Origin of the sequence: Variovorax sp. V35 (assembly GCF_041154465.1) — a bacterium.
In the GTDB taxonomy this organism is placed as follows: domain Bacteria; phylum Pseudomonadota; class Gammaproteobacteria; order Burkholderiales; family Burkholderiaceae_C; genus Variovorax; species Variovorax boronicumulans.
Genome location: NZ_AP028666.1, coordinates 5,212,841 through 5,232,541, shown reverse-complemented (window position 1 = coordinate 5,232,541; position 19,701 = coordinate 5,212,841). Strand labels below are relative to the sequence as shown.

The following is a 19,701-nucleotide window of genomic DNA, read 5'->3' as shown; positions in this document are numbered from 1 at the left end:
GCGCGAACGCAGGCGGTGCCTTCGGGTTCGGCGACGGAGGGTTCCGCCGCCGGCCAGCCCATGGCGGCCATGGCAGTCTTTTCCTTGGTTGGCGATGACGACTTTCTCGCCGAACGCCCCAACGAAAAAGGCCGACATATGTCGGCCTTCAGAGGAGGGCGGGGCGCCCTGCGGTTCAACGAGGACGGGGGCCTTGCCTCACCGCCCCGCCGGCACCTCGAACACCAGGCACGTCGTCGTCGCATGCGCATACAGCGTGCCGTCCGCCCCGACCAGCCGCGCCTCGGCGGTCGCGAGCTGCTTGCCGCAGTGGATCACCTTGCCCTCGGCGCGCACGCGCTGCACCTTCGGCGTGAGGCCCTTGACGTAGTTCACGCTGAGTTCGGCCGTCGTGTACGCGCGACCGGGCGGCATCATGGTGTGGACCGAGCAGCCCAGGGCCGAGTCGAGCATCGTGGCGACCCAGCCACCATGGATGGTGCCCAGCGGGTTCAGGTGCTGCGGCAGCGGCGTGCCCTGGAAGATGGCGATGCCCCGGCTGACCGAGACGATGGTGAAGTCCAGCGTCTTGGCGATGGCGGCGTAGGGAATCTCGCCGTTGAGCATGGCCTGCATGACCTCCAGGCCGGTCTTGCCCGCGACCTGCTCGGGGCGCGCGAGCCCGGGGCCGGGGCCGTTCTCGAGGCGCTCGGCGATCTGCCGTTCTTCGGCGATCCATGCGTCGAGCAGATGGGAAGGGGTGTCGGTGAAAGCTTGCTGCGTCATGCCTGTGTTCCTGCTGGGGGCTTTGCGGGGAGGGGTTGATTGCATATGCAATAGTTGCACATACAATAATACCCCATGGACACTCCCACCCAACCCCGCGGCTGCACCAGCTTCAAGACGCGCCAGCTGATGCGCCGCCTGACGCAGCACTACGACGCCGAGGTGTCGCGCAGCGGCCTCAAGACCACGCAGTACTCGCTGCTGTCGCACCTCAAGCGCCTGGGCCCGATGCGCCCGGTCGACCTGGCGGGCGAGCTGAAGATGACCGCGTCCACGCTGAGCCGCAACCTGCAGCCGCTCATTACCGCGGGCTGGGTGGCGCAAGTGGCGGGCGCGGATGCGCGCAGCCGGCTGGTGTCGCTCACGGACGCCGGCGAGGCCAAGTGGCGCGAAGCGCAGCAGCACTGGAAGACGGCGCAGCTCAAGCTCAATGCGCTGCTGGGCGTGGAGCGCGTGCTGGCGTTGCATGCGCTCATCGACGAGTCGCTCGCGCTGCTGGGCACGGGCGAGCCGGTCGACGTGCAGGACTGACGCTCCCATCCCCTTTCAACGAACGCGTTCCGCGCCCCTGAAGCCGCGCGGCCGGAGTTCCTGTCTCTTCGTTTCTCCCCCGACCCATTCCAACAGTTCCAGAGGTCCCATGTTCGCCACCCACGTCTCCGCATGGCTGCAGCGCCGCGGCATCCACTACGGCTGGATCGTCGCCGCCGTCACCTTCCTGACCATGCTCACCATGTCGGCCGCGCTCGGCCTGCCGGGCGCGATGATGAAGCCGCTCGGCGAGGAGTTCGGCTGGAGCACCGAGCAGATCTCGTCCGCGCTCGCACTGCGCTTTGCGCTGTTCGGCCTCATGGGCCCGTTCGCCGCGGTGCTGATGGAGCGCTACGGCCTGCGCGCGGTGATGTGCGCCGGCCTCACGCTGGTCGGGCTGGGCATGGCGCTGGTCACCACGGCCTCGCAGCTGTGGCAGCTGTTCGTGCTGTGGAGCCTGATGCTCGGCCTGGGCACGGGCATGACGGCGCTGGTGCTGGGCGCCGTGGTGGCCAACCGCTGGTTCGTTGCGCGGCGCGGCCTGGTCGTGGGCATGCTCACGGCCAGCGCGGCCACCGGCCAGCTGGCCTTCCTGCCGCTGGCGGCCTGGATGATCGAGCACTGGGGCTGGCACTCGGCCATCGTGCCGATCGTGGTCGGCAGCGTGGTGATCGCGCTGCTCGCGCTGTGCCTGGTGCGCAACCGGCCGTCGGACATCGGCCTGCTGCCTTATGGTGAAGCGCCCGGCACGCAGCCGGCACCGGCGCCCGCCTTCACGATGAACTTCGCCACGCCGTTTCGCGTGCTGCGCGAGGTGGCGACCAACCGCACCTTCCTGATCCTGGCCGGCACCTTCTTCATCTGCGGCCTGAGCACCAACGGCCTGGTGCAGACGCACTTCATCTCGCTGTGCGGCGACTACGGCATGAGCGCCGTGCCCGCTGCCTCGGTGCTCGCGATGATGGGTGCCTTCGACTTCGTCGGCACCATCCTGTCGGGCTGGCTCTCCGACCGCTACGACAACCGCAAGCTGCTCTTCTGGTACTACGGCCTGCGCGGGCTGTCGCTGTTCTGGTTGCCGCATTCGGAATTCACGATCTACGGCCTGGGCCTGTTCGCGATGTTCTACGGCCTGGGCCTGTTCGCGATGTTCTACGGCCTGGACTGGATCGCCACCGTGCCGCCGACCGTCAAGCTCGCGGGCGCCGCCTTCGGCCCCGCGAAGGTCGGGCTGGTGTTCGGCTGGATCTTCGCCGCCCACCAGCTGGGCGCGGCCACCGCGGCCTACGGCGCGGGCTTTGCGCGCACGCTGCTGCTGACCTACACGCCGGCGCTGTACACGGCCGGCGCGGCCTGCCTGTTCGCTGCGCTGATCGTGATGGCGATCCGCCGTCCCGCCAAGACCGCCGCTGCACCGGCCGCGGCCACCACCAACGCCGCCGCGCGCGCCTGACTGCCGGAGACCCGCATGACCACCCCCCAACAAGCGAACGGCGACCTCGACCCGCGCACGCGCCGCCTGCTCGAGGCGCCCATCATCCCCACGCTGCTGCGGCTGGCCGCGCCCAATGTGCTCGTGATGCTGGCGCAGGCCTCCGTCGGGCTCATCGAAACCTACTTCGTCGGCAAGCTCGGCACCGACGCGCTCGCCGGCATGGCGCTGGTGTTCCCCATCGTCATGCTGATGCAGATGACCTCCAGCGGCGCGATGGGCGGCGGCATCGCCTCGTCGATCGCGCGTGCGCTGGGCGCGCGCCGCCGGGGTGACGCCGATGCGCTGGTGTGGCATGCGGTGGTCATCGCGATCGGCTTCGGCCTGTGCTTCACGCTCGCGCTGCTGCTGGGCGGGCGCTGGCTCTACGGCGTGATGGGCGGCACCGGCGCCGCGCTGGAAGCCGCGCTCACGTACTCGAACTGGGTGTTCGCGGGCGCGGTGCTGGTGTGGCTCTTCAACTCGCTGTCCGCCATCATTCGCGGCACCGGCAACATGGCGGTGCCGGCCAACGTGACGGTGGTGGGCGTGGTATTCCTCATTCCGGCATCGCCGCTCTTGATCTTCGGCATCGGGCCGTGGGGCGGCATGGGCATTGCGGGCGGGGCGCTGGCGCTGCTGCTGTACTACCTACTGGGCTCGCTCGCGCTCATCGCCTACCTGCGCTCGCCGCGCAGCCTGCTGCGCCCCACGCTGGCGGCGTTCCAGATGCGCTGGCCGCTGTTCCGCGACATCCTGCGCATCGGGCTGGTGGGCACGGTGTCGACCGTGGCGACCAACCTGTCGATCGGCATCGCCACCGCGCTCACCGGGCATTTCGGCGCGGGCGCGCTGGCCGGCTACGGCACCGCGTCGCGGCTCGAGTACCTGCTGGTGCCGCTGGTGTTCGGCCTGGGTGCGCCGCTGGTCGCGATGGTCGGCACCTGCATGGGCGCAGGGCTGCGCGAGCGCGCGCTGCGTGCCACGTGGGCCGGTGCGGCGCTGGCCTTCGGCATGGCCGAGGTCATCGGGCTGGCCGCCGCGCTGTTCCCGCGTCCGTGGCTGATGCTGTTCGGCCACGACCCCGTGATGCTCGAGACCGGCGCACACTACCTGCGCGTGGTGGGGCCGCTGTACGGTTTCTTTGGCGTCGGGCTGGTGCTGTACTTCGCCTCGCAGGGCGCGGGCCGGCTGCTGTGGCCGGTGCTCGGCAACATCGCGCGGCTCGCCGTGGCGGGCACGGGCGGCTGGCTGGCGCTGCGCTGGGGCGGCGGCCTCACCGGCGTGTTCGCGGCGCAGGGCGTTGCGCTGGTGGTGTACGGCATCGTCATCGCCTCGGCCATCGCGGGCGGTGCGTGGTTCGGCCGCGTGGGCTGGCCGCGCACGACGCAGGGGCTGCTGCGCCGCGTGGCGCAGGCCTGAAGCGCTCTCGCTATCTCTTCATCAACGAAAGGCTCGTCATGCAGATCAAGGATTCCGTCGTCTTCATCACCGGCGCCAACCGGGGGCTCGGCCTGGCGTTCGCCAAGGCGGCGCTCGCGGCCGGCGCGCGCAAGGTCTACGGGGCCGCGCGCGACCCGAAGAGCATCACGCTCGCGGGCGTCGTGCCCGTGGCGCTCGACGTCACGCAGCCCGCGCAGATCGAAGCCGCGGTGCGCGCCTGCGGCGACGTGACGCTGCTGGTCAACAACGCGGGCATCTCGCGCGGATCGAGCTTCCTGGGATCGGCCGATGCGGTGGCCGCGGCGCGCGCCGAGTTCGAGACCAACTTCTTCGGCCCCTGGGCGCTCACGCAGGCCTTTGCGCCCGTGCTCGCGTCGAACGGCGGGGGTGCGGTCCTCAACGTGCTGTCAGCCCTGGCCTGGACGACGTTCCCCGGCGTGGCGACCTACAGCGCGACCAAGTCGGCGGCCTGGTCGCTGAGCAACGGTTTGCGCAACGAACTGGCGGGGCAGGGCACGCAGGTCACGAGCCTGCACGTGGCGCTCATGGACACCGACATGGCGGCGCGCCTGCCTGGCCCCAAGACCTCGCCCGACGACGCGGCGCGACAGGCACTGGCAGGCGTGGAAGCGGGGCTGCCGGAGGTGCTGGCCGACGAGGTCACGCGCCAGCTCAAGCAGAGCCTGTCGACCGAGCGGCCCGCGTATGCGAGCCCGCCGGTCTGACGTGCGTCAATAGCGGTAGGGGTTGTTCGGGCGGCGGTCGTAACGGTTGGGCACACCGTCGCCGTCGTTGTCCCGGCGGCCGTGGCGACGGCCTTCCCAATCGCGGCGACCATGGTCGTAGTAACCGTGGCGGCGCGGGCCGTCGTAGTAGCCCGGGTGGTAGTGGCGCGGAGGCGGCGGCGGGGCGTAGTAGTGATGGCGCGGCGGTGGCGCGGGTGTCACGTACACCTGGGCCTGGATGAACGGGCCGCCGGCCTGGGCATGGGCCGGCGCGGTGAGGGCGGCCAGCGACAGCAGGGCGGCAGCACCGAAGGCGAATGTCAGCTTTTTCATGGCGACTCCTGGGGAGTGATTGCGATGCCTCATCGTCGCGCCATTATGTGAAGTTCTTGTAAGCCGGAAGCGAAATCGCATGAAGAGCTGTAAGCCGCTGCGCTCACGCTTTTTCAGCGTTTCGGGGCCGGCAGCATGCGTCGCAGGGCTTCGAAGAACAGGTCGGACTGTTCCCTCTCGCCCTGGATCTGCGCCGCCACATGCGCGGCCAGCTTGGCGTTGACCGGCACCAGCGGGCGCCCGGTCGATTGCGCAATCACCTGGTGCAGGCAGGCGCGCTCCAGGTAGTACAGGTCGTCGTAGGCATGCGCGATGGTGCCGCCCGCCACGATCACGCCGTGGTTCGCGAGAAAGGCCACGTCCTTGCCGGCCATGGCGCGCGCGATGCGCTCGCCCTCGGCGTCGTCCAGTGCCAGGCCGTTGTACTCGGCGTCGATGGCGATGCGGTTCATGTAGCGCATGGCGTTCTGGCTGGCGGTGGGGTCGAGCGCGCGGTCGACCGTGAGCGTCAGCGCCGTCGCGTAGGGCATGTGGCAATGCAGCACCACGGCGTGGCCCGTGAGCCGGTGCACTGCGCCGTGGATGAAGAGGGCGGTGGGCTCCACGCAGTGGCGGCCCGCGAGCACTTCGCCGTGCACGTCGATCAGCACGATGTCGTCAGGACCGATCTCGCTCCAGTGCAACCCGCGCGGGTTGATGAGGTAGCGGTCCTGCGCGCCCGGCAGCAACACGCTGAAATGGTTGCACACACCTTCGGACAGCCCGTGGTGGGCCGCGGCGCGCAATGCGAGCGCGAGGTCTTCGCGCAACTGGCGCACGGCGGGGCTGGCGTATTCGGAATCGGCGGACATCGCGAGGGCCTCCTTCTTTCTTGTGGTGGATGGGTCTTGTCGGATCAGGCGCGGACCAGCCCGGCCCAGGCCGCCACGAAGCGCTGCGCGTCTTCGCGCACGGCGGCGGCGGTCTTGCCGGGCTTGTAGAGCGACGAGCCGATGCCGAAGCCGGCGGCGCCAGCCGCGCGCCACGCGCCCATGTTGTCGGGCGCGATGCCGCCCACGGGCATCACGGGCGTGCCGGCGGGCAGCACCGCGAGCAGGGCCTTGACCACGGCGGGCGAGGCCAGCTCGGCCGGGAACAGCTTGAGGCCCGTGGCGCCGGCCGCGAGCGCGCCGAAGGCCTCGGTCGGCGTCATCACGCCGGGCAGGCAGGCCATGCCCAGGCGCGCGGCCTCGGCGATGACGTCGGCGTTGAAGTTGGGCGACACGATCAGCTCGCCGCCGGCCGCATGCACCTCGCGCACCTGCTTCGCGTCGAGCACGGTGCCCGCGCCGACCAGCGCGTTCGGAAAGCGCTGGCGCATCAGCGCGATGCTCTCCAGCGGCTGCGGCGAATTGAGCGGCACTTCGAGCAGCCGGAAGCCGGGCTCGACGATGGCGTCGCCCACGTCGGCGGCTTCGGCGGGCGAGAGGCCGCGCAGGATGGCCACGAGTGGCAGGGCCTGCATCGCGGCGTTGAATTTATCGAGGGGCGTGGTCATGGGGCGGGTGTCCTGTCGGTGTCGAGAAAGCCGGACAGCGTGTGCAGTCCGGCCCAGGTGGCTTCGGCGCCGAGCGTGCGCGTGGCGACGCCGGTGGCGCGCAGGGCCAGGGTGTAGCGCTGGGTGAGGGTGGAAGAGCCGATCAGCACGACCTCGCCGACAGCCTGTACCGATTGCGTGCGCAGCTCTTCGCCGATGAGCAGGCCCGACAGGTAGCTCGACAGCTCTTCTTTCGGCATGCGTTCGAACAGCGCGAGCGTGCGGGTGCCGAAGGCGTTGTGCAGCAGGCCGTGGCCGTTCTCGGAGCGCGTCACGCCTTCGAGGAACGCGGCTTCGTCGAGCGGCGCGGTCGCGTCGAGCGTGCGCCCCAGGATCGAGTGCTGGCTCAGCAGCGCGTAGAACTCGCCCGTCATGTAGGTGCGAAAGCCCGCGACGCGGCCTTTCTTGACCGTGGCCCATTTGTTGTGGGTGCCGGGCAGCACGAAGACGCCGTCGTCCAGGCCGGTGATCGTCATGGCGCCGAGGATCTGCACCTCTTCGCCGCGCATCACGTCGGGCACGCCGGCGTGCTCGTCGCTGAGGCCGGGAACGATGGCGATGCGCGCGCCGGGGATGGCGTCTGTGGCGATGATGCTGCGGCCTACTTCGACGCGGCCTGCGGGGCAGGGGCAGTAGGGCGCTTCGACCCAACCCTGCTTGCTGCCGGCCATGCCGGAGATCAGGCAGCGCGTGTCTTCCAGGCGCATCCAGTCGCCGAACAGCGATTCGAACACGGCAGGAAAGCCGCCCTCGGGCACGGTGAGGATGCCGCGGGCGTCGCTGCGCTCTTCGATGACCTGCCCGCTCGGGTCGAGCAATGCACCGCGTAGCGAGCTTGTGCCCCAGTCGATGGCGATGAGTCTTGTCATGTCTGTCGTCTGTTGCGTTTCGAGAGTCGGTTCGGGGCGCGTGCCCAGGACACCGGGTACTTCCCTCCGCGGATGTCCCCCGGGCTTCGCCCTCCTCCTTGATTTCGCTGCGGGAAGCACCCAGTGCCCTGTGCACGAGAGGCGCTGTCGTGGTGCTGGCCGATCAACAACTGCTCTGAACCCGCTCACGTCGACGGGGTGCCTTGCGCAGCGAAATCAAGGAGGAGCCCGAAGGGCGGGGACATTCGCGGAGCAAGGTACCCCGTCGGCGGGAGCGTGCCCTGGATCTCTCCAAATCAGTGATTGTCTCGCGGCACAAAAGCCCCACGGCGACCACGCAGAAAGGCCAGGTCCGCTCCCTGGTCGGCCTGCAGCACCGTGTCGACGTACAGCTTCCAGTACCCCGAATCGAGCGGGGCCTTGGGCGCCACCCACTTCGCGCGGCGCTTCGCCAGTTCCTCGTCGCTCACATGCAGGTGCAGCTTGCGGTTCGGCACGTCGAGCTCGACGATGTCGCCGTCCTGCACCAGTGCCAGCGGGCCGCCCGCAGCCGCTTCTGGCGCGGTGTGCAGGACGACGGTGCCGTAGGCCGTGCCGCTCATGCGCGCATCGCTGATGCGGACCATGTCGGTGATGCCCTTGCGCAGCACCTTCGGCGGCAGCGGCATGTTGCCCGCCTCGGCCATGCCGGGGTAGCCTTTGGGGCCGCAGTTCTTGAGCACCATGATGCAGTGCTCGTCGATGTCCAGGTTCTCGTCGTCGATGCGCTTGTGCAGGTCGTCGGCGCTTTCGAACACCACCGCGCGGCCCTTGTGCACCAGCAGCTCGGGCGTGGCCGCGCTGGGCTTGATGATGGCGCCGTTGGGCGCGAGGTTGCCGCGCAGCACGCAGATGCCGGCCTTGTCCTTGAAGGGCTCGGCCTGGGTGCGGATGACCTGCGGGTTGTAGTTCTCGGCGTCCTTCACGTTCTCCCACACGCTCTGGCCGGTGACGGTGAGGATGTCCTTGTGCAGGTGGTCGGCGATTTCCTTGATGACCACCGGCAGGCCACCCGCGTAGCAGAAGTCTTCCATCAGGAACTGGCCCGAGGGCTGCAGGTTCACGAGGCAGGGCAGGTCGGCGGCGAGGCGGTCGAAGTCGTCGAGCGTGAGCTCGACGCCCATGCGGCCCGCAATGGCCAGCAGGTGGATCACGAAGTTGGTCGAGCCGCCGATGGCCGCGTTGACCTTGATCGCGTTCTCGATCGCCTGGCGCGTGAGGATCTTCGACATATTGAGGTCTTCATGCACCATGTCGACGATGCGCCGGCCCGCCTGCCGTGCGAGCACGTTGCGCCGGCCGTCGACGGCAGGGTAGGCCGCGTTGCCCGGCAGGCCGATGCCCAGCGACTCGACCATGCTGGCCATGGTGCTGGCGGTGCCCATCGTCATGCAGTGGCCGTGGCTGCGGTGCATGCAGCTCTCGGCCTCGAAGAAGTCTTGCAGCTTGAGCGTGCCGGCGCGCACCTGCTCGCTCATCTGCCACACGCCGGTGCCCGAGCCCAGTTCCTGGCCTCGCCATTTGCCCGAGAGCATCGGGCCGCCCGAGACGCCGATGGTCGGCAGGTCGACGCTGGCCGCGCCCATCATCAGCGCGGGCGTGGTCTTGTCGCAGCCCATGAGCAGCACCACGCCATCGAGCGGGTTGCCGCGGATGCTTTCTTCGACGTCCATGCTCGCGAGGTTGCGGTACAGCATGGCGGTGGGACGCAAGAGCGTCTCGCCGAGCGACATCACCGGGAACTCGAGCGGGAAGCCGCCCGCCTCGTACACGCCGATCTTCACCTGCTCGGCGAGCGTGCGGAAGTGCGAGTTGCAAGGCGTGAGTTCGCTGAAGGTGTTGCAGATGCCGATGACCGGGCGGCCGTCGAACTGGTCGTGCGGCACGCCCTTGCCCTTCATCCAGCTGCGGTAGATGAAACCGTCGCGGTCGTGGCGTCCGAACCACTGCTGGCTGCGCAGTTCGCTGGCGGGCTTTTTCTTCGGGGCGTTGCTCATGGGATGTGTCTCTTCGTCGTTGATGCTTTGCGGAAATCCTCAGGGTTTTTCCTGCGGGACGCCCGTTTCAATCATCATATGATAAGCGTGACGAGCTGTCGCGCATTCAGGGTTTTCGAGTGGCCGGCACAGGCAGGAGCTGCCTGAATCCGGCCCCGATACGGGCAGGCAAACAGGCACCGGACACCACCAGAACCACACACCCACAGGCAGGCATGATCAAGAACGTTCACGGCAACACGGTCGACCGCATCGGCAGCGACATCGTCGCGGGCCGCTATGCGCCCGGCGCGTCGATTCCGCCGGAGCCGCTCTTGTGCGAAGAGCTCGGCGTGAGCCGGACCGTGGTGCGCGAATCGATCAAGTCGCTGATCGCCAAGGGCCTCGTGACCAGCGGCCCCAAGGTGGGCACGCGCGTGCAGCCGCCCGACCAGTGGAACTGGTTCGACGCCGACGTCATCGTGTGGCAGACGCAGGCGGGCCTGTCGGCCGAGTTCCTGCGCGATCTGCAGGACCTGCGCCGCGTGGTCGAACCCGCCGCGGTGGCGCTGGCCGCCCAGCGCGCCACCGCCGAAGACATCGCCGACATGGAAGACGCCTATGCGGGCATGAAGCGCGCCATCGAGTTCGGCGGTGACTACATCACGCCCGACCTGCGCTTTCACCAGGGCCTCATCCGCTCCAGCCACAACCGCATGCTGGTGCAGATGAGCCGTGCGCTGGGCGCGCTGCTGCGCACCAGCTTCGAGATTTCGACCACCCGCAAGAACGGGCCCGCGAGTTCGCTGCCGCTGCACCGCGCGGTGCTCGACGCCGTCATCGCACGCGATCCGGCCGCCGCCGAAAAAGCCGTGCTGGTGCTCATCGACGGTGCGCGCCACGACATCGAGACGGTGCTGGCCTCGCGCAAGAAGATTCCGCGCATCAGCCGCCCGGCGACGCAGCTGAAGGCCTTCCCGCTCTAGACGCGGCGGCCGCGCAGACATCCCATAACAACACTGGAAAGTCAGGAGACGCAGATGCTGATGCAAAGGGCTATCGACGGATTTTTTCGCCTGCTGGAGTTCCTCGTCGTCGTGTGCATGGTGGCGATGGTCGTCATGGTGTTCGGCAACGTGGTGCTGCGCTACGGTTTCAACTCGGGCATTTCGGTGTCGGACGAGATGTCGCGCTACTGCTTCATCTGGCTCACCTACATCGGCGCCATGGTGGCGATGCGCGACGGCGCGCACCTGGGCGTCGACACGCTCATCAAGCACCTGCCGCTCATGGGCAAGAAGGTCTGCTTCTTCCTGAGCCAGTCGCTCATGCTGTTCTGCAACGTGCTCTTCTTCATGGGCACCTACGAGATGCACGAGCTGCAGGTGACCAACATCTCGCCCGTGGTCGGCATCTCGATGATCTGGGTCTACGGCATCGGCTACGTGGTGTCGGTGGTGATGGCCCTCTTCAACATCGACAAGCTCTGGCGATTGTTCAGGGGCCGGGTGCCCGACCAGGAGCTGATCCAGATCATGGAATCCGAAGAACAGGTGCTCGACGCCGCCGCACACGGGAAGGTGGCGCAATGACTGTCACGATCTTCATCGTCTCCCTGCTCGGCGCCATGGCACTGGGCATTCCGATCTCGTATTCGTTGCTGGTGTGCGGCGTCTCGCTGATGGGCTGGCTGGCCTACACCGGCGGCCTGCCGGCCTTCGACAGCCAGATCATCGCGCAGCGCTTCGTCGACGGTGCCGACAACTTCCCGCTGCTCGCGGTGCCGTTCTTCCTGCTCGCCGGCGAGTTCATGAATGCGGGCGGGCTCAGCCGGCGCATCGTGAACCTGGCGATGGCCTGGGTCGGCCACTACCGCGGCGGCATGGGCTATGTGGCGGTGCTGGCCGCGATCATCATGGCCTCGCTGTCGGGTTCGGCCGTGGCCGACACGGCCGCGCTGGCCGCGCTCCTCATCCCGATGATGAAGGCCGCCGGCTACCAGATGAACCGCTCGGCCGGTCTCATCGCCGCGGGCGGCATCATCGCGCCGGTGATCCCGCCGTCGATCGGGCTCATCGTGTTCGGCGTGGCGGGCAACGTGTCGATCACCAAGCTGTTCCTCGCGGGCATCGTGCCCGGCATCCTGATGGGGCTCGCGGTGGGCGTGGCCTGGTGGATCGTGGCCCGGAAGGACAACGTGAAGTCCTCGCCGCGCGTGCCCTGGGGCGAGCGGCTGAAGGTCACGGCGCAGGGCAGCCTGGCGCTGGCGCTGCCGATCATCATCATCGGCGGCATGAAGTTCGGCGTCTTCACGCCGACCGAAGCCGCCGTGGTCGCGGCCGTCTATTCGCTCGTGGTGGGTCTCTTCATCTATGGCGAACTCAAGGTCAAAGACCTGTACCGCCTCACGCTGGCGGCCGGCAAGACCACCGCGGTGGTGATGTTCCTCGTGGCTGCCGCGATGGTGAGCGCCTGGCTCATCACGGTGGCCAACATCCCGACCGAGGTGGTGTCGCTGCTGGAGCCTTTCCTGGACAACAAGACGCTGCTGATGTTCGTGATGATGGTACTGATCGTCATCGTGGGCACCGCGCTGGACTTCACGCCCACCGTGCTCATCCTCACGCCGGTGCTGATGCCGGTGGTGCTCAAGGCCGGCATCGACCCGGTGTACTTCGGCGTGCTGTTCATCATGAACAACGCCATCGGCCTGATCACGCCGCCCGTGGGCACGGTGCTCAACGTGGTGAGCGGCGTGGCGCGCATCTCGATGGACGATGCCTTCAAGGGCGTGATGCCCTTCTTCATCGCCCACCTGGTGGTGCTGTTCACGCTGGTGTTCTTCCCGCAGCTCGTGACCGTGCCGCTCCAGTGGTGGATGGGGCGCTAGTTTTTCCTTTTTCCTGTCAGTCAGTTCGTTCAACCAACCCCTCGAATCGAAGGAGACAAGCATGTTGTTTCGCAGAACCCTGATGACCGCCGCCCTCGTGGCCGGCGGCCTGCTGGCGTCGACCGGCGCCCTCGCGCAATTTGCCGAACGCACGATCAAGTTCACCAACGGCGTGAACGAAGACCACCCCGTGGGCGTGGGCGTGAAGAAGATGCAGGAAGTGCTGGCGGCCAAGACCGGCGGCAAGATGAAGATCACGGCCTTCTGGGGCGGCGCCGCGGGCGGCGACCTGCCGGCCACGCAGGCGCTGCGTGCCGGCACGCAGGAAATGGTGTGCACCTCGAGCTCGCCGCTGGTGGGCATCGTGAAGGAACTCGGCGCCTTCGACCTGCCGTTCCTGTTCGCCAACGAGAAGGAGGCCGACGCGGTGCTCGACGGCCCCGCGGGCGAGTACTTCAACAAGAAGCTCGAAGCCGCCGGCCTCGTGAACCTGGCCTACTGGGAGAACGGCTTCCGCAACCTCACCAACAGCAAGAAGCCCGTGGCCAAGGCCGAGGACTTCGAAGGCGTGAAGCTGCGCGTGATGCAGAACAACATCTTCCTGGACTCGTTCAAGACCCTGGGCGCCAACGCCGTGCCCATGGCCTTCGGCGAGGTGTTCACCGCGCTGGAGACCCGCACCATCGACGGCCAGGAGAACCCCTTCGTGACCATCGAGACCTCCAAGTTCAGCGAGGTCCAGAAGTACCTGAGCGTGACGCGCCACGCCTACACGCCCTTCCTCATCCTCTACAGCAAGAAGCTCTGGGACCAGCTCAACCCGCAGGAGCAGGCGGTGCTGCGCGAGGCCGCGAAGGAAGGCCAGAAGGTCCAGCGCGAAGCCAACCGCGCGCTCAACGAGAAGTCGCTCGCCAGCCTGCGCAAGACCATGACGGTGAACGAAGTCTCGGCGGCCGAACAGAAGCGCATGCTGGAGAAGGTCAAGCCCGTGTACGACAAGAACGTGCCCAACATCGGCACGGAAGCCGTGGGCGTGGTCACCGACGCGCTGAAGAAGGCGCGCGGGGGCTGACCGAGGCTTTCGGCCATGCGCTGAATGTGTGCAAGAGCCGCGCGGCACCCGCCGCTGCGGCTTTTTCTTTTTGCGGAATCCTTCTCATGAAAATCACGCAGCTCGAAACCATTCGCCTCGGCGAGTTTCCCAACATCCTGTGGGTGCGCCTGCACACCGACGAGGGCCTGGTCGGCCTCGGCGAGACCTTCATGGGCGCCGAAGCGGTCGAGGCCTACCTGCACGAATGGGCGGCGCTGAAACTGCTGGGCACCGACCCGCTGCAGATCGAAGCGCGCAACCGCGACATCACGGGCTACCTCGGCTGGCGCGGGTCGGGCGTGGAAACGCGCGGCAACTCGGCCGTCGACATCGCGCTGTGGGACCTGTTCGGCAAGGCCGCCAACATGCCGGTGCACACGGCGCTGGGCGGCAAGAGCCGCGATGCGATCCGCATCTACAACACTTGTGCGGGCTACCAGTACATCCGCAGCGCCACCAACCAGACCAGCTCGAACTGGGGCCTGGCCAACAACAACGGGCCGTACGAAGACCTGCAGGGCTTCCTGCACCACGCCGACGAACTGGCCGAGTCGCTGCTGTCCGAAGGCATCACGGCCATGAAGATCTGGCCCTTCGACCCGGCGGCGGAGAAGAGCCACGGGCAGTACATCAGCAACGCCGATCTCGACACCGCGCTCGAGCCCTTCCGCAAGATCCGCCAGGCGGTGGGCGGCAAGATGGACATCATGGTCGAGTTCCACAGCCTGTGGCGGCTGCCGATGGCGCAGAAGATCGCGCGCGCGCTGCAGGAGTTCGACACCTTCTGGCACGAAGACGCGATCCGCATGGACAGCCTGGACCTGCTCAAGCAGTACGCGAAGGACTGCCAGGCGCTCGTCTGCGCCAGCGAGACGCTGAGCTACAAGTGGGGCTTCAAGGACTACCTGCAGACCGGCGTGGCCGGGGTCGCGATGCTCGACCTGAGCTGGTGCGGCGGCCTCACCGAGGCGCGCAAGATCGCCGCCATGGCCGACGCCTGGCAGCTGCCCGTGGCGCCGCACGACTGCACCGGGCCGGTGGTCTGGGCCGCGTCCACGCACCTGAGCCTGCATGCGCCCAATGCGCTCATCCAGGAGAGCGTGCGCGCCTTCTTCACCGGCTGGTACAAGGAACTCGTCACCGAGTTGCCGAAGGTCGAGAACGGCATGATCAGCCTCAACGACAAGCCCGGCCTCGGCCTGGAACTGCTGCCCGACCTGCACAAGCGCGCCGACGCGATCGTGCGGGTGTCGAAGGCGGCGTAGCGCCGTTCGTCAGCGGTTGTCGTCGGTGCGCAGCCGCAGCAGGGCGCGCACGAAGCCGTGGTCCGAGCGCGAGCGGTCGCGGCCTTCGTGCAGGTGGTCGTTGAAGTAGTCGACGCGGCGCACGTCGCCCAGGCTGTGGCGGCTGGTGGCGACGAACTCCTCGCTCACCAGGATCTGGTCGAGCACGTCCGGAAAGCCCTGGTGGATGTGCGAATAGGCCACGTCCTTCTTCAGCGCCGACTCGCCCTGCATCTCGTAGGCGTTGAACAGCGCCACGTCGCGCGCGGCCTTGTCGTAGGCCACCTCGGACGTGGCGGCCACCAGCTGCGTGGTCACGCTGTGCGGGTTGTCGTTGAAGTCGCCCATCACCACCAGCGGCACGTTGGTGCCCTGCAGCAGGTCGATGACGATGCAGCGCAGGGCCGCGGCCTCGGCGCCGCGCATCAGCAAGGAGCGCAGCGAGGCCATCGCACCGATCTTGCGGTCGTCGCGGTCTTCGAGGTGGTTGCCTTGCGCGTCCTGCAGAAACTTGGGGCGCTTGGACTTCAGGTGCACCGTCAGCACATGCACCTGCTGGCCGTGCTTCATCCGCACGGTGGCCAGCAGGGGCGGGCGCTCGAAGCGCGTGTGCGGGCCGATGCCCGGCACCTCGACACCGAAGCCCGCGGGAAAGTCGACGAAGGACTGCACGCTGTCCACCTGCAGCCGCGTGACGATGCCGACGCGCGGCGTGCCCTGTGCGCCCGGCCGCCCGGGCGTGCCCGGCGGGCTGCCGGGCGGCGGCGAGTTCTCGGCGCCCGGCACCGAGACGAAGTCGTAGCGCAGCCCGCTGCGCCCGATGGCGGCCTTCAGCGCGGCCTCGTCCCAGACCTCCTGCACCGCGAGCACGTCGGCATTGAGCGCGTGGATGCGCTCGCCGATCCAGTCGATCTTGCGTTCGTATTCACGCTCGTTGTAGGCGTCCTGGTTCTCGTAGTACACGCGGTTGGGGTTCGCGAGGTTGAGAAGGTTGCAGGTGGCGACGAAGAGCGTGGCGTAGTTGGGCGGGATGTATGGCATGGAAACGCGATTGTGTCCCGGGTTAGGATTTCAAGCTGAGGTGCGCCCGCCATGTCGTCCATGTCATTCGATGGCGAGGCCGGCCGCAAGAAACAACAACGAAACCGGGGAGCCGCCCAGCGCGGAATGCATGAAGCTCATCCATATCACCACCTGCGCTGTGGCGGCGCTGCTCGTTGCGGGCTGCGCGTCCAGGAGCCATCCGTCGATGTCCTTCGGCGGCAGCCTTGTCGAACACAGCCTGCTGCGCGTCGAGGACCATGTGTCCTTTGCCCTGGAAGATGGGCCCGAGACGCGCAACTTCACTGTCGCGTGCAATGCGCCCCAGGCGTGGTTGCTCTACTCCGATCTGCGCACCGGCCGCAGCTATCCGGTGACCGGCCGGCGGTATGGCGTGCGCAAGGAACTGGACGAGCGCCAGGCATTGGCCCTGAAAGCGCAGCCGGCGGTCGAACGCGCATGCCGCGCGACCCCGCCCGATTGGCGCGAGGTGCAACGCCGCGCAGACGGCACATTCACGCTCATCGACATCGCAAGCGTCGAGACCTCCGAGGGCGCCTTGCTCTTCTGGGGCGCGTTCGACTATCCGCGCATGGACTTCGATCTGCCTTACCGGGCACCCTTTGGGCAGAAGCGCGAGCGCTTCAGGCTCGCGTGCCAATCGCAGTCCTATGCCCAGGTGAGCGGCTTCGACATCGACGAGCGCGGCCGCGTCACGGACGGCCGGGTTGAAGGTGAAAGGGCGAAGTCGTACACGGTCGGCGGCGACACGAATGCGGACTACAAGGCGCTCTTCAAGGCGGCCTGCAGCGGTGCTTCGGCAGGGCAGGCGTTGCCTGCCTTCACTTCTCGCGCCAAGGCGCTGCCTGATCCCGCAGGCCTGACGCCGCCGAGCCCGGCGGTGATGAAGGCTGTTTCCCAGTTGGGGCTTCCACCGGCGCCCAAGCGCCTGAAGCGCGTCGTGCTCGAAGGCACATGGACCCGCGACGGGAAGACGACGCCGACCCGCAATGAGCTCCAGATTGCGCCGGACGCGACAGCTTCCATGTTCCGAACCCGGACGAAGACCGGCACAGGCCCCGCGGACGGCACGCGGTCGCAGACCGCTTCATTCCTGGGCCTGGTCGACTTGAGCAGTTTCGTCAACTTTCTTCCTGGCTCCGACACGATCAGCCAGGCCATGACCGATCTCACGTTGACGGGCGACTGGCAACGCATGGCCGTGGGCTCGGAGTTGCGCTATGAGACGAAGAAACTGAGCTTGTTCAGCATGATCGGCGGAGTGACCTACGACTACACGACGGTCTGCAAGGTCGTCGGCGTGGGCGCGGCTGCCGAGCTTCATCCTGCCCTGAGTGGCGACGCCAGGCGCCTGGAGTGCCGCATGCAGCCCGATTCGCTCGAACGGACCGACACCTACGTCTATCTGACCGACTACGGCTACGCCCTGCAGCTTCGGGAGGCCGCAGCCAAGCCGCCGTCAGAAGGCATCAAGAAGATCACTGCAGTCGAACAGTGAACGCAGCCGCGGCGCATCGGCGCACGCTGCTGCACAGCCTTGGTCTGGCCGTGGCCTGCGCCGGCGCGCTGGTTCCCGTGGCCCGGATGCAGGCGGCGCCGCCGCGCTGACGGCTGCTCCTGCGGGAGCTCAAAAGAAAAGGGCACCGAGGTGCCCTTTTCAATTTCCGGGTGGCGTGCCACCCGCGGTGTCTTGTCAGCGACCGAACGAACGACCGCCGCCGCCACCGGAGCGGCCACCACCGCCACCGCCGTAGCCGCCACCGCCGCCACCCGAGCGGCCACCGCCACCCGACCGGTTGCCGCCGTAGCCGCCACCGCCGCCCGGGCGACCGCCGCGACCGCGACCACCCATGTGGTCGACGCTCGTGCGCAACGGGTCCGGCTGGCCGGCGCCGCCGCCTGCGACGGCTTCGGCACGCAGGTGCGCGACCTGGTTGGCCTGCGTCGGGCTGTGGCTGTTGCCGTGATGGCGCGGTTGGCGCTCTTCGTGCGGTGCGTGGTGATGGGGCTGCTGTGGTGCGCGCGGCTGGCCTTGCTGCGGGCCGCGGCCCTGTGCGGGACGGGCTGCGCCCTGGCCGCGCGGGCCCTGGCTCTGGCCGCCACCGTTGGCATTGCGGCCTTGACCGCCGCCGCCCTGGCCGCCACCACGGCGTTGACCGCCGCCATTGCCGCCGCCACCGCCGTTGCCGCCACCCTGGCCGGCCTTGTTCTCGCGGATGCGCGACATCATTTCGGTGCGTGCGGCCTTGGCGGCTGCCTGCATGACTTCGCGGCTCGGCGGACGGCCGGCGCCGCCCCAGATCGTCTGGCGACCCATGGCGATCGGCTCGGCGCGTTCGCCTTCTTCAGGACCGAAGCCCTCGACCTTCTGCACCGGGATCGTCTGCTTCGTGAAGCGTTCGATTTCCTGCATGAAGCCTTCTTCATCCAGGCACACGAAGCTCACGGCCTCGCCGCTCGAACCGGCGCGGCCGGTGCGGCCGATGCGGTGCACGTAGTCTTCGCTGACGTTCGGGATTTCGTAGTTCACGACGTGCGGCAGCTCGTCGATGTCGATGCCGCGCGCGGCGATGTCGGTGGCCACCAGGGCGCGGATGTCGCCGCTCTTGAAGCCGGCCAGCGCCTGCGTGCGGGCGCTCTGGCTCTTGTTGCCGTGCAGCGCCATCGCCTCGATGCCGTTCTTGGTGAGGAACTCGGCCACGCTGTTGGCGCCGAACTTGGTACGCGTGAACACGAGCACCTGGCTCCACTTGTTCTCGTTGATGATGTGCGCGAGCAGCGCCTTCTTCTTGCCGCGGCCCACGGGGTGGATCACCTGCGTGATGCGCTGCACCGTGGTGTTGCGCGGCGTGACCTGGATGCTCTGCGGGTTCTTGAGCAGCGAACCGGCGAGGTCGCGGATCTCGTCGCTGAAGGTGGCCGAGAACAGCAGGCTCTGCTTTTCCTTGGGCACCAGGGCCAGGATCTTCTTCACGTCGTGGATGAAGCCCATGTCCAGCATGCGGTCGGCTTCGTCCAGGATCAGCATCTGGACCTGGCTCAGGTCGAGCATGCCTTGTTGCTGCAGGTCGAGCAGGCGGCCGGGGGTGGCCACGAGGATGTCGACGCCCTTCTTGAGCTTGCTGATCTGCGGGTTCATGCCCACGCCGCCGAAGATCACGGTGGAGTCGAGCTGCAGGTACTTGCCGTAGGTGCGCACCGACTCTTCGACCTGGGCCGCGAGTTCGCGCGTGGGGGTCAGCACGAGGGCACGGATGCCGATGCCGCCGAACTTGTTGGTGGCGCTGCGGCTCATGGTGAGCTTGTGCAGCATCGGCAGGGTGAAGGCCGCGGTCTTGCCGGTGCCGGTCTGGGCGCCGCCCAGCAGGTCGTGGCCGTCGAGGACCACGGGAATGGCTTGCGCCTGGATGGGGGTGGGGGTGTCGTAGCCGTGCTCGTGCACAGCCTTCAAGATGGCGGGAGCCAGCTTCAGTTCGTCAAAATTCATTGTGGAAACAACAAGCGCCATACACGGCGCAGTGGCATCGGCCCGCCAGGCGTCGTTTTGGGGTGACGCCGAGCCAGTCAAGGCAGATGAAGGTCAGGGGTGGGAGCCGGAAGACCCGCGGTGATTTGGGGTTTTCTTCGTCCCCGGCAGAGAGCCGG

At 67.9% G+C, this 19,701-nt stretch carries 18 protein-coding genes; 10 read left to right on the top strand and 8 right to left on the bottom strand.

Translation table 11 applies throughout. The features are described 5' to 3' along the window. Positions 1–198: 198 nt before the first annotated feature. Positions 199–765 carry a PaaI family thioesterase gene (locus ACAM42_RS24055; RefSeq protein WP_369629653.1) on the bottom strand — a complete coding sequence of 189 codons (567 nt, stop codon included), beginning with the start codon at positions 763–765 and terminating at the stop codon, positions 199–201. 75 nt (positions 766–840) lie between these two features. On the opposite strand from ACAM42_RS24055, the gene ACAM42_RS24050 reads away from it, so the two are divergent. The 4 genes from ACAM42_RS24050 to ACAM42_RS24035 all read left to right on the top strand — a co-directional run bounded on the left by ACAM42_RS24050 (position 841) and on the right by ACAM42_RS24035 (position 4,935). Continuing rightward, positions 841–1,296, top strand: coding sequence for a MarR family winged helix-turn-helix transcriptional regulator (locus ACAM42_RS24050; RefSeq protein ID WP_139702871.1), 456 nt, complete (start codon positions 841–843; stop codon positions 1,294–1,296). 109 nt (positions 1,297–1,405) lie between these two features. Beyond that, positions 1,406–2,749: an MFS transporter gene (locus ACAM42_RS24045; protein WP_369629652.1), complete on the top strand. Its 1,344-nt coding sequence runs from the start codon at positions 1,406–1,408 to the stop codon at positions 2,747–2,749. 15 nt (positions 2,750–2,764) lie between these two features. Continuing rightward, positions 2,765–4,189 carry an MATE family efflux transporter gene (locus tag ACAM42_RS24040; RefSeq protein WP_095746256.1) on the top strand — a complete coding sequence of 475 codons (1,425 nt, stop codon included), beginning with the start codon at positions 2,765–2,767 and terminating at the stop codon, positions 4,187–4,189. A gap of 38 nt (positions 4,190–4,227) precedes the next feature. After that, positions 4,228–4,935: an SDR family oxidoreductase gene (locus ACAM42_RS24035; RefSeq protein ID WP_369629651.1), complete on the top strand. Its 708-nt coding sequence runs from the start codon at positions 4,228–4,230 to the stop codon at positions 4,933–4,935. Between the two features lie 6 nt (positions 4,936–4,941). Here the strand turns inward: ACAM42_RS24035 and ACAM42_RS24030 are convergent, their stop codons facing one another. The 5 genes from ACAM42_RS24030 to ACAM42_RS24010 form a co-directional block, all read right to left on the bottom strand. After that, complete coding sequence (locus ACAM42_RS24030) at positions 4,942–5,268, bottom strand: hypothetical protein (protein ID WP_095746254.1); 327 nt, start codon at positions 5,266–5,268, stop codon at positions 4,942–4,944. Positions 5,269–5,381: 113 nt separating this feature from the next. After that, on the bottom strand, positions 5,382–6,119 hold the full coding sequence (locus ACAM42_RS24025; protein WP_369629650.1) for an aldolase: 738 nt from the start codon (positions 6,117–6,119) through the stop codon (positions 5,382–5,384). A 44-nt stretch (positions 6,120–6,163) separates the two neighbouring features. Next, complete coding sequence (locus ACAM42_RS24020; protein ID WP_070062485.1) at positions 6,164–6,805, bottom strand: 2-dehydro-3-deoxy-6-phosphogalactonate aldolase; 642 nt, start codon at positions 6,803–6,805, stop codon at positions 6,164–6,166. Then, complete coding sequence (locus ACAM42_RS24015; protein ID WP_369629649.1) at positions 6,802–7,713, bottom strand: 2-dehydro-3-deoxygalactonokinase; 912 nt, start codon at positions 7,711–7,713, stop codon at positions 6,802–6,804. Before ACAM42_RS24015 ends, ACAM42_RS24020 begins: the two co-directional genes overlap by 4 nt. Positions 7,714–8,009: 296 nt before the next feature. Next, positions 8,010–9,749, bottom strand: coding sequence for an IlvD/Edd family dehydratase (locus ACAM42_RS24010; RefSeq protein WP_062476021.1), 1,740 nt, complete (start codon positions 9,747–9,749; stop codon positions 8,010–8,012). Between the two features lie 215 nt (positions 9,750–9,964). Here ACAM42_RS24010 and ACAM42_RS24005 point away from each other — a divergent pair, with 215 nt between their 5' ends. From ACAM42_RS24005 to ACAM42_RS23985, 5 genes are all read left to right on the top strand, one after another. Further along, positions 9,965–10,714 carry a FadR/GntR family transcriptional regulator gene (locus ACAM42_RS24005; RefSeq protein ID WP_062476018.1) on the top strand — a complete coding sequence of 250 codons (750 nt, stop codon included), beginning with the start codon at positions 9,965–9,967 and terminating at the stop codon, positions 10,712–10,714. Between the two features lie 54 nt (positions 10,715–10,768). After that, complete coding sequence (locus ACAM42_RS24000) at positions 10,769–11,320, top strand: TRAP transporter small permease (protein WP_223301408.1); 552 nt, start codon at positions 10,769–10,771, stop codon at positions 11,318–11,320. Continuing rightward, complete coding sequence (locus ACAM42_RS23995; RefSeq protein WP_070062487.1) at positions 11,317–12,618, top strand: TRAP transporter large permease; 1,302 nt, start codon at positions 11,317–11,319, stop codon at positions 12,616–12,618. Before ACAM42_RS24000 ends, ACAM42_RS23995 begins: the two co-directional genes overlap by 4 nt. Positions 12,619–12,679: 61 nt before the next feature. Next, the gene (locus ACAM42_RS23990; protein WP_062476013.1) at positions 12,680–13,690 is read left to right on the top strand and encodes a TRAP transporter substrate-binding protein; all 1,011 of its coding nucleotides are present in this window, start codon (positions 12,680–12,682) and stop codon (positions 13,688–13,690) included. Positions 13,691–13,776: 86 nt separating this feature from the next. Further along, on the top strand, positions 13,777–14,976 hold the full coding sequence (locus ACAM42_RS23985; protein WP_062476010.1) for a mandelate racemase/muconate lactonizing enzyme family protein: 1,200 nt from the start codon (positions 13,777–13,779) through the stop codon (positions 14,974–14,976). A gap of 9 nt (positions 14,977–14,985) precedes the next feature. Here the strand turns inward: ACAM42_RS23985 and ACAM42_RS23980 are convergent, their stop codons facing one another. Continuing rightward, the gene (locus ACAM42_RS23980; RefSeq protein WP_369629648.1) at positions 14,986–16,035 is read right to left on the bottom strand and encodes an endonuclease/exonuclease/phosphatase family protein; all 1,050 of its coding nucleotides are present in this window, start codon (positions 16,033–16,035) and stop codon (positions 14,986–14,988) included. A gap of 130 nt (positions 16,036–16,165) precedes the next feature. On the opposite strand from ACAM42_RS23980, the gene ACAM42_RS23975 reads away from it, so the two are divergent. Continuing rightward, a complete protein-coding gene (locus ACAM42_RS23975) occupies positions 16,166–17,554 on the top strand; it encodes a hypothetical protein (RefSeq protein WP_369629647.1) in 1,389 nt (462 codons plus the stop codon). A 195-nt stretch (positions 17,555–17,749) separates the two neighbouring features. Here ACAM42_RS23975 and ACAM42_RS23970 read toward each other — a convergent pair whose 3' ends face one another. Then, on the bottom strand, positions 17,750–19,543 hold the full coding sequence (locus ACAM42_RS23970; protein ID WP_369629646.1) for a DEAD/DEAH box helicase: 1,794 nt from the start codon (positions 19,541–19,543) through the stop codon (positions 17,750–17,752). Positions 19,544–19,701 lie beyond the last annotated feature (158 nt).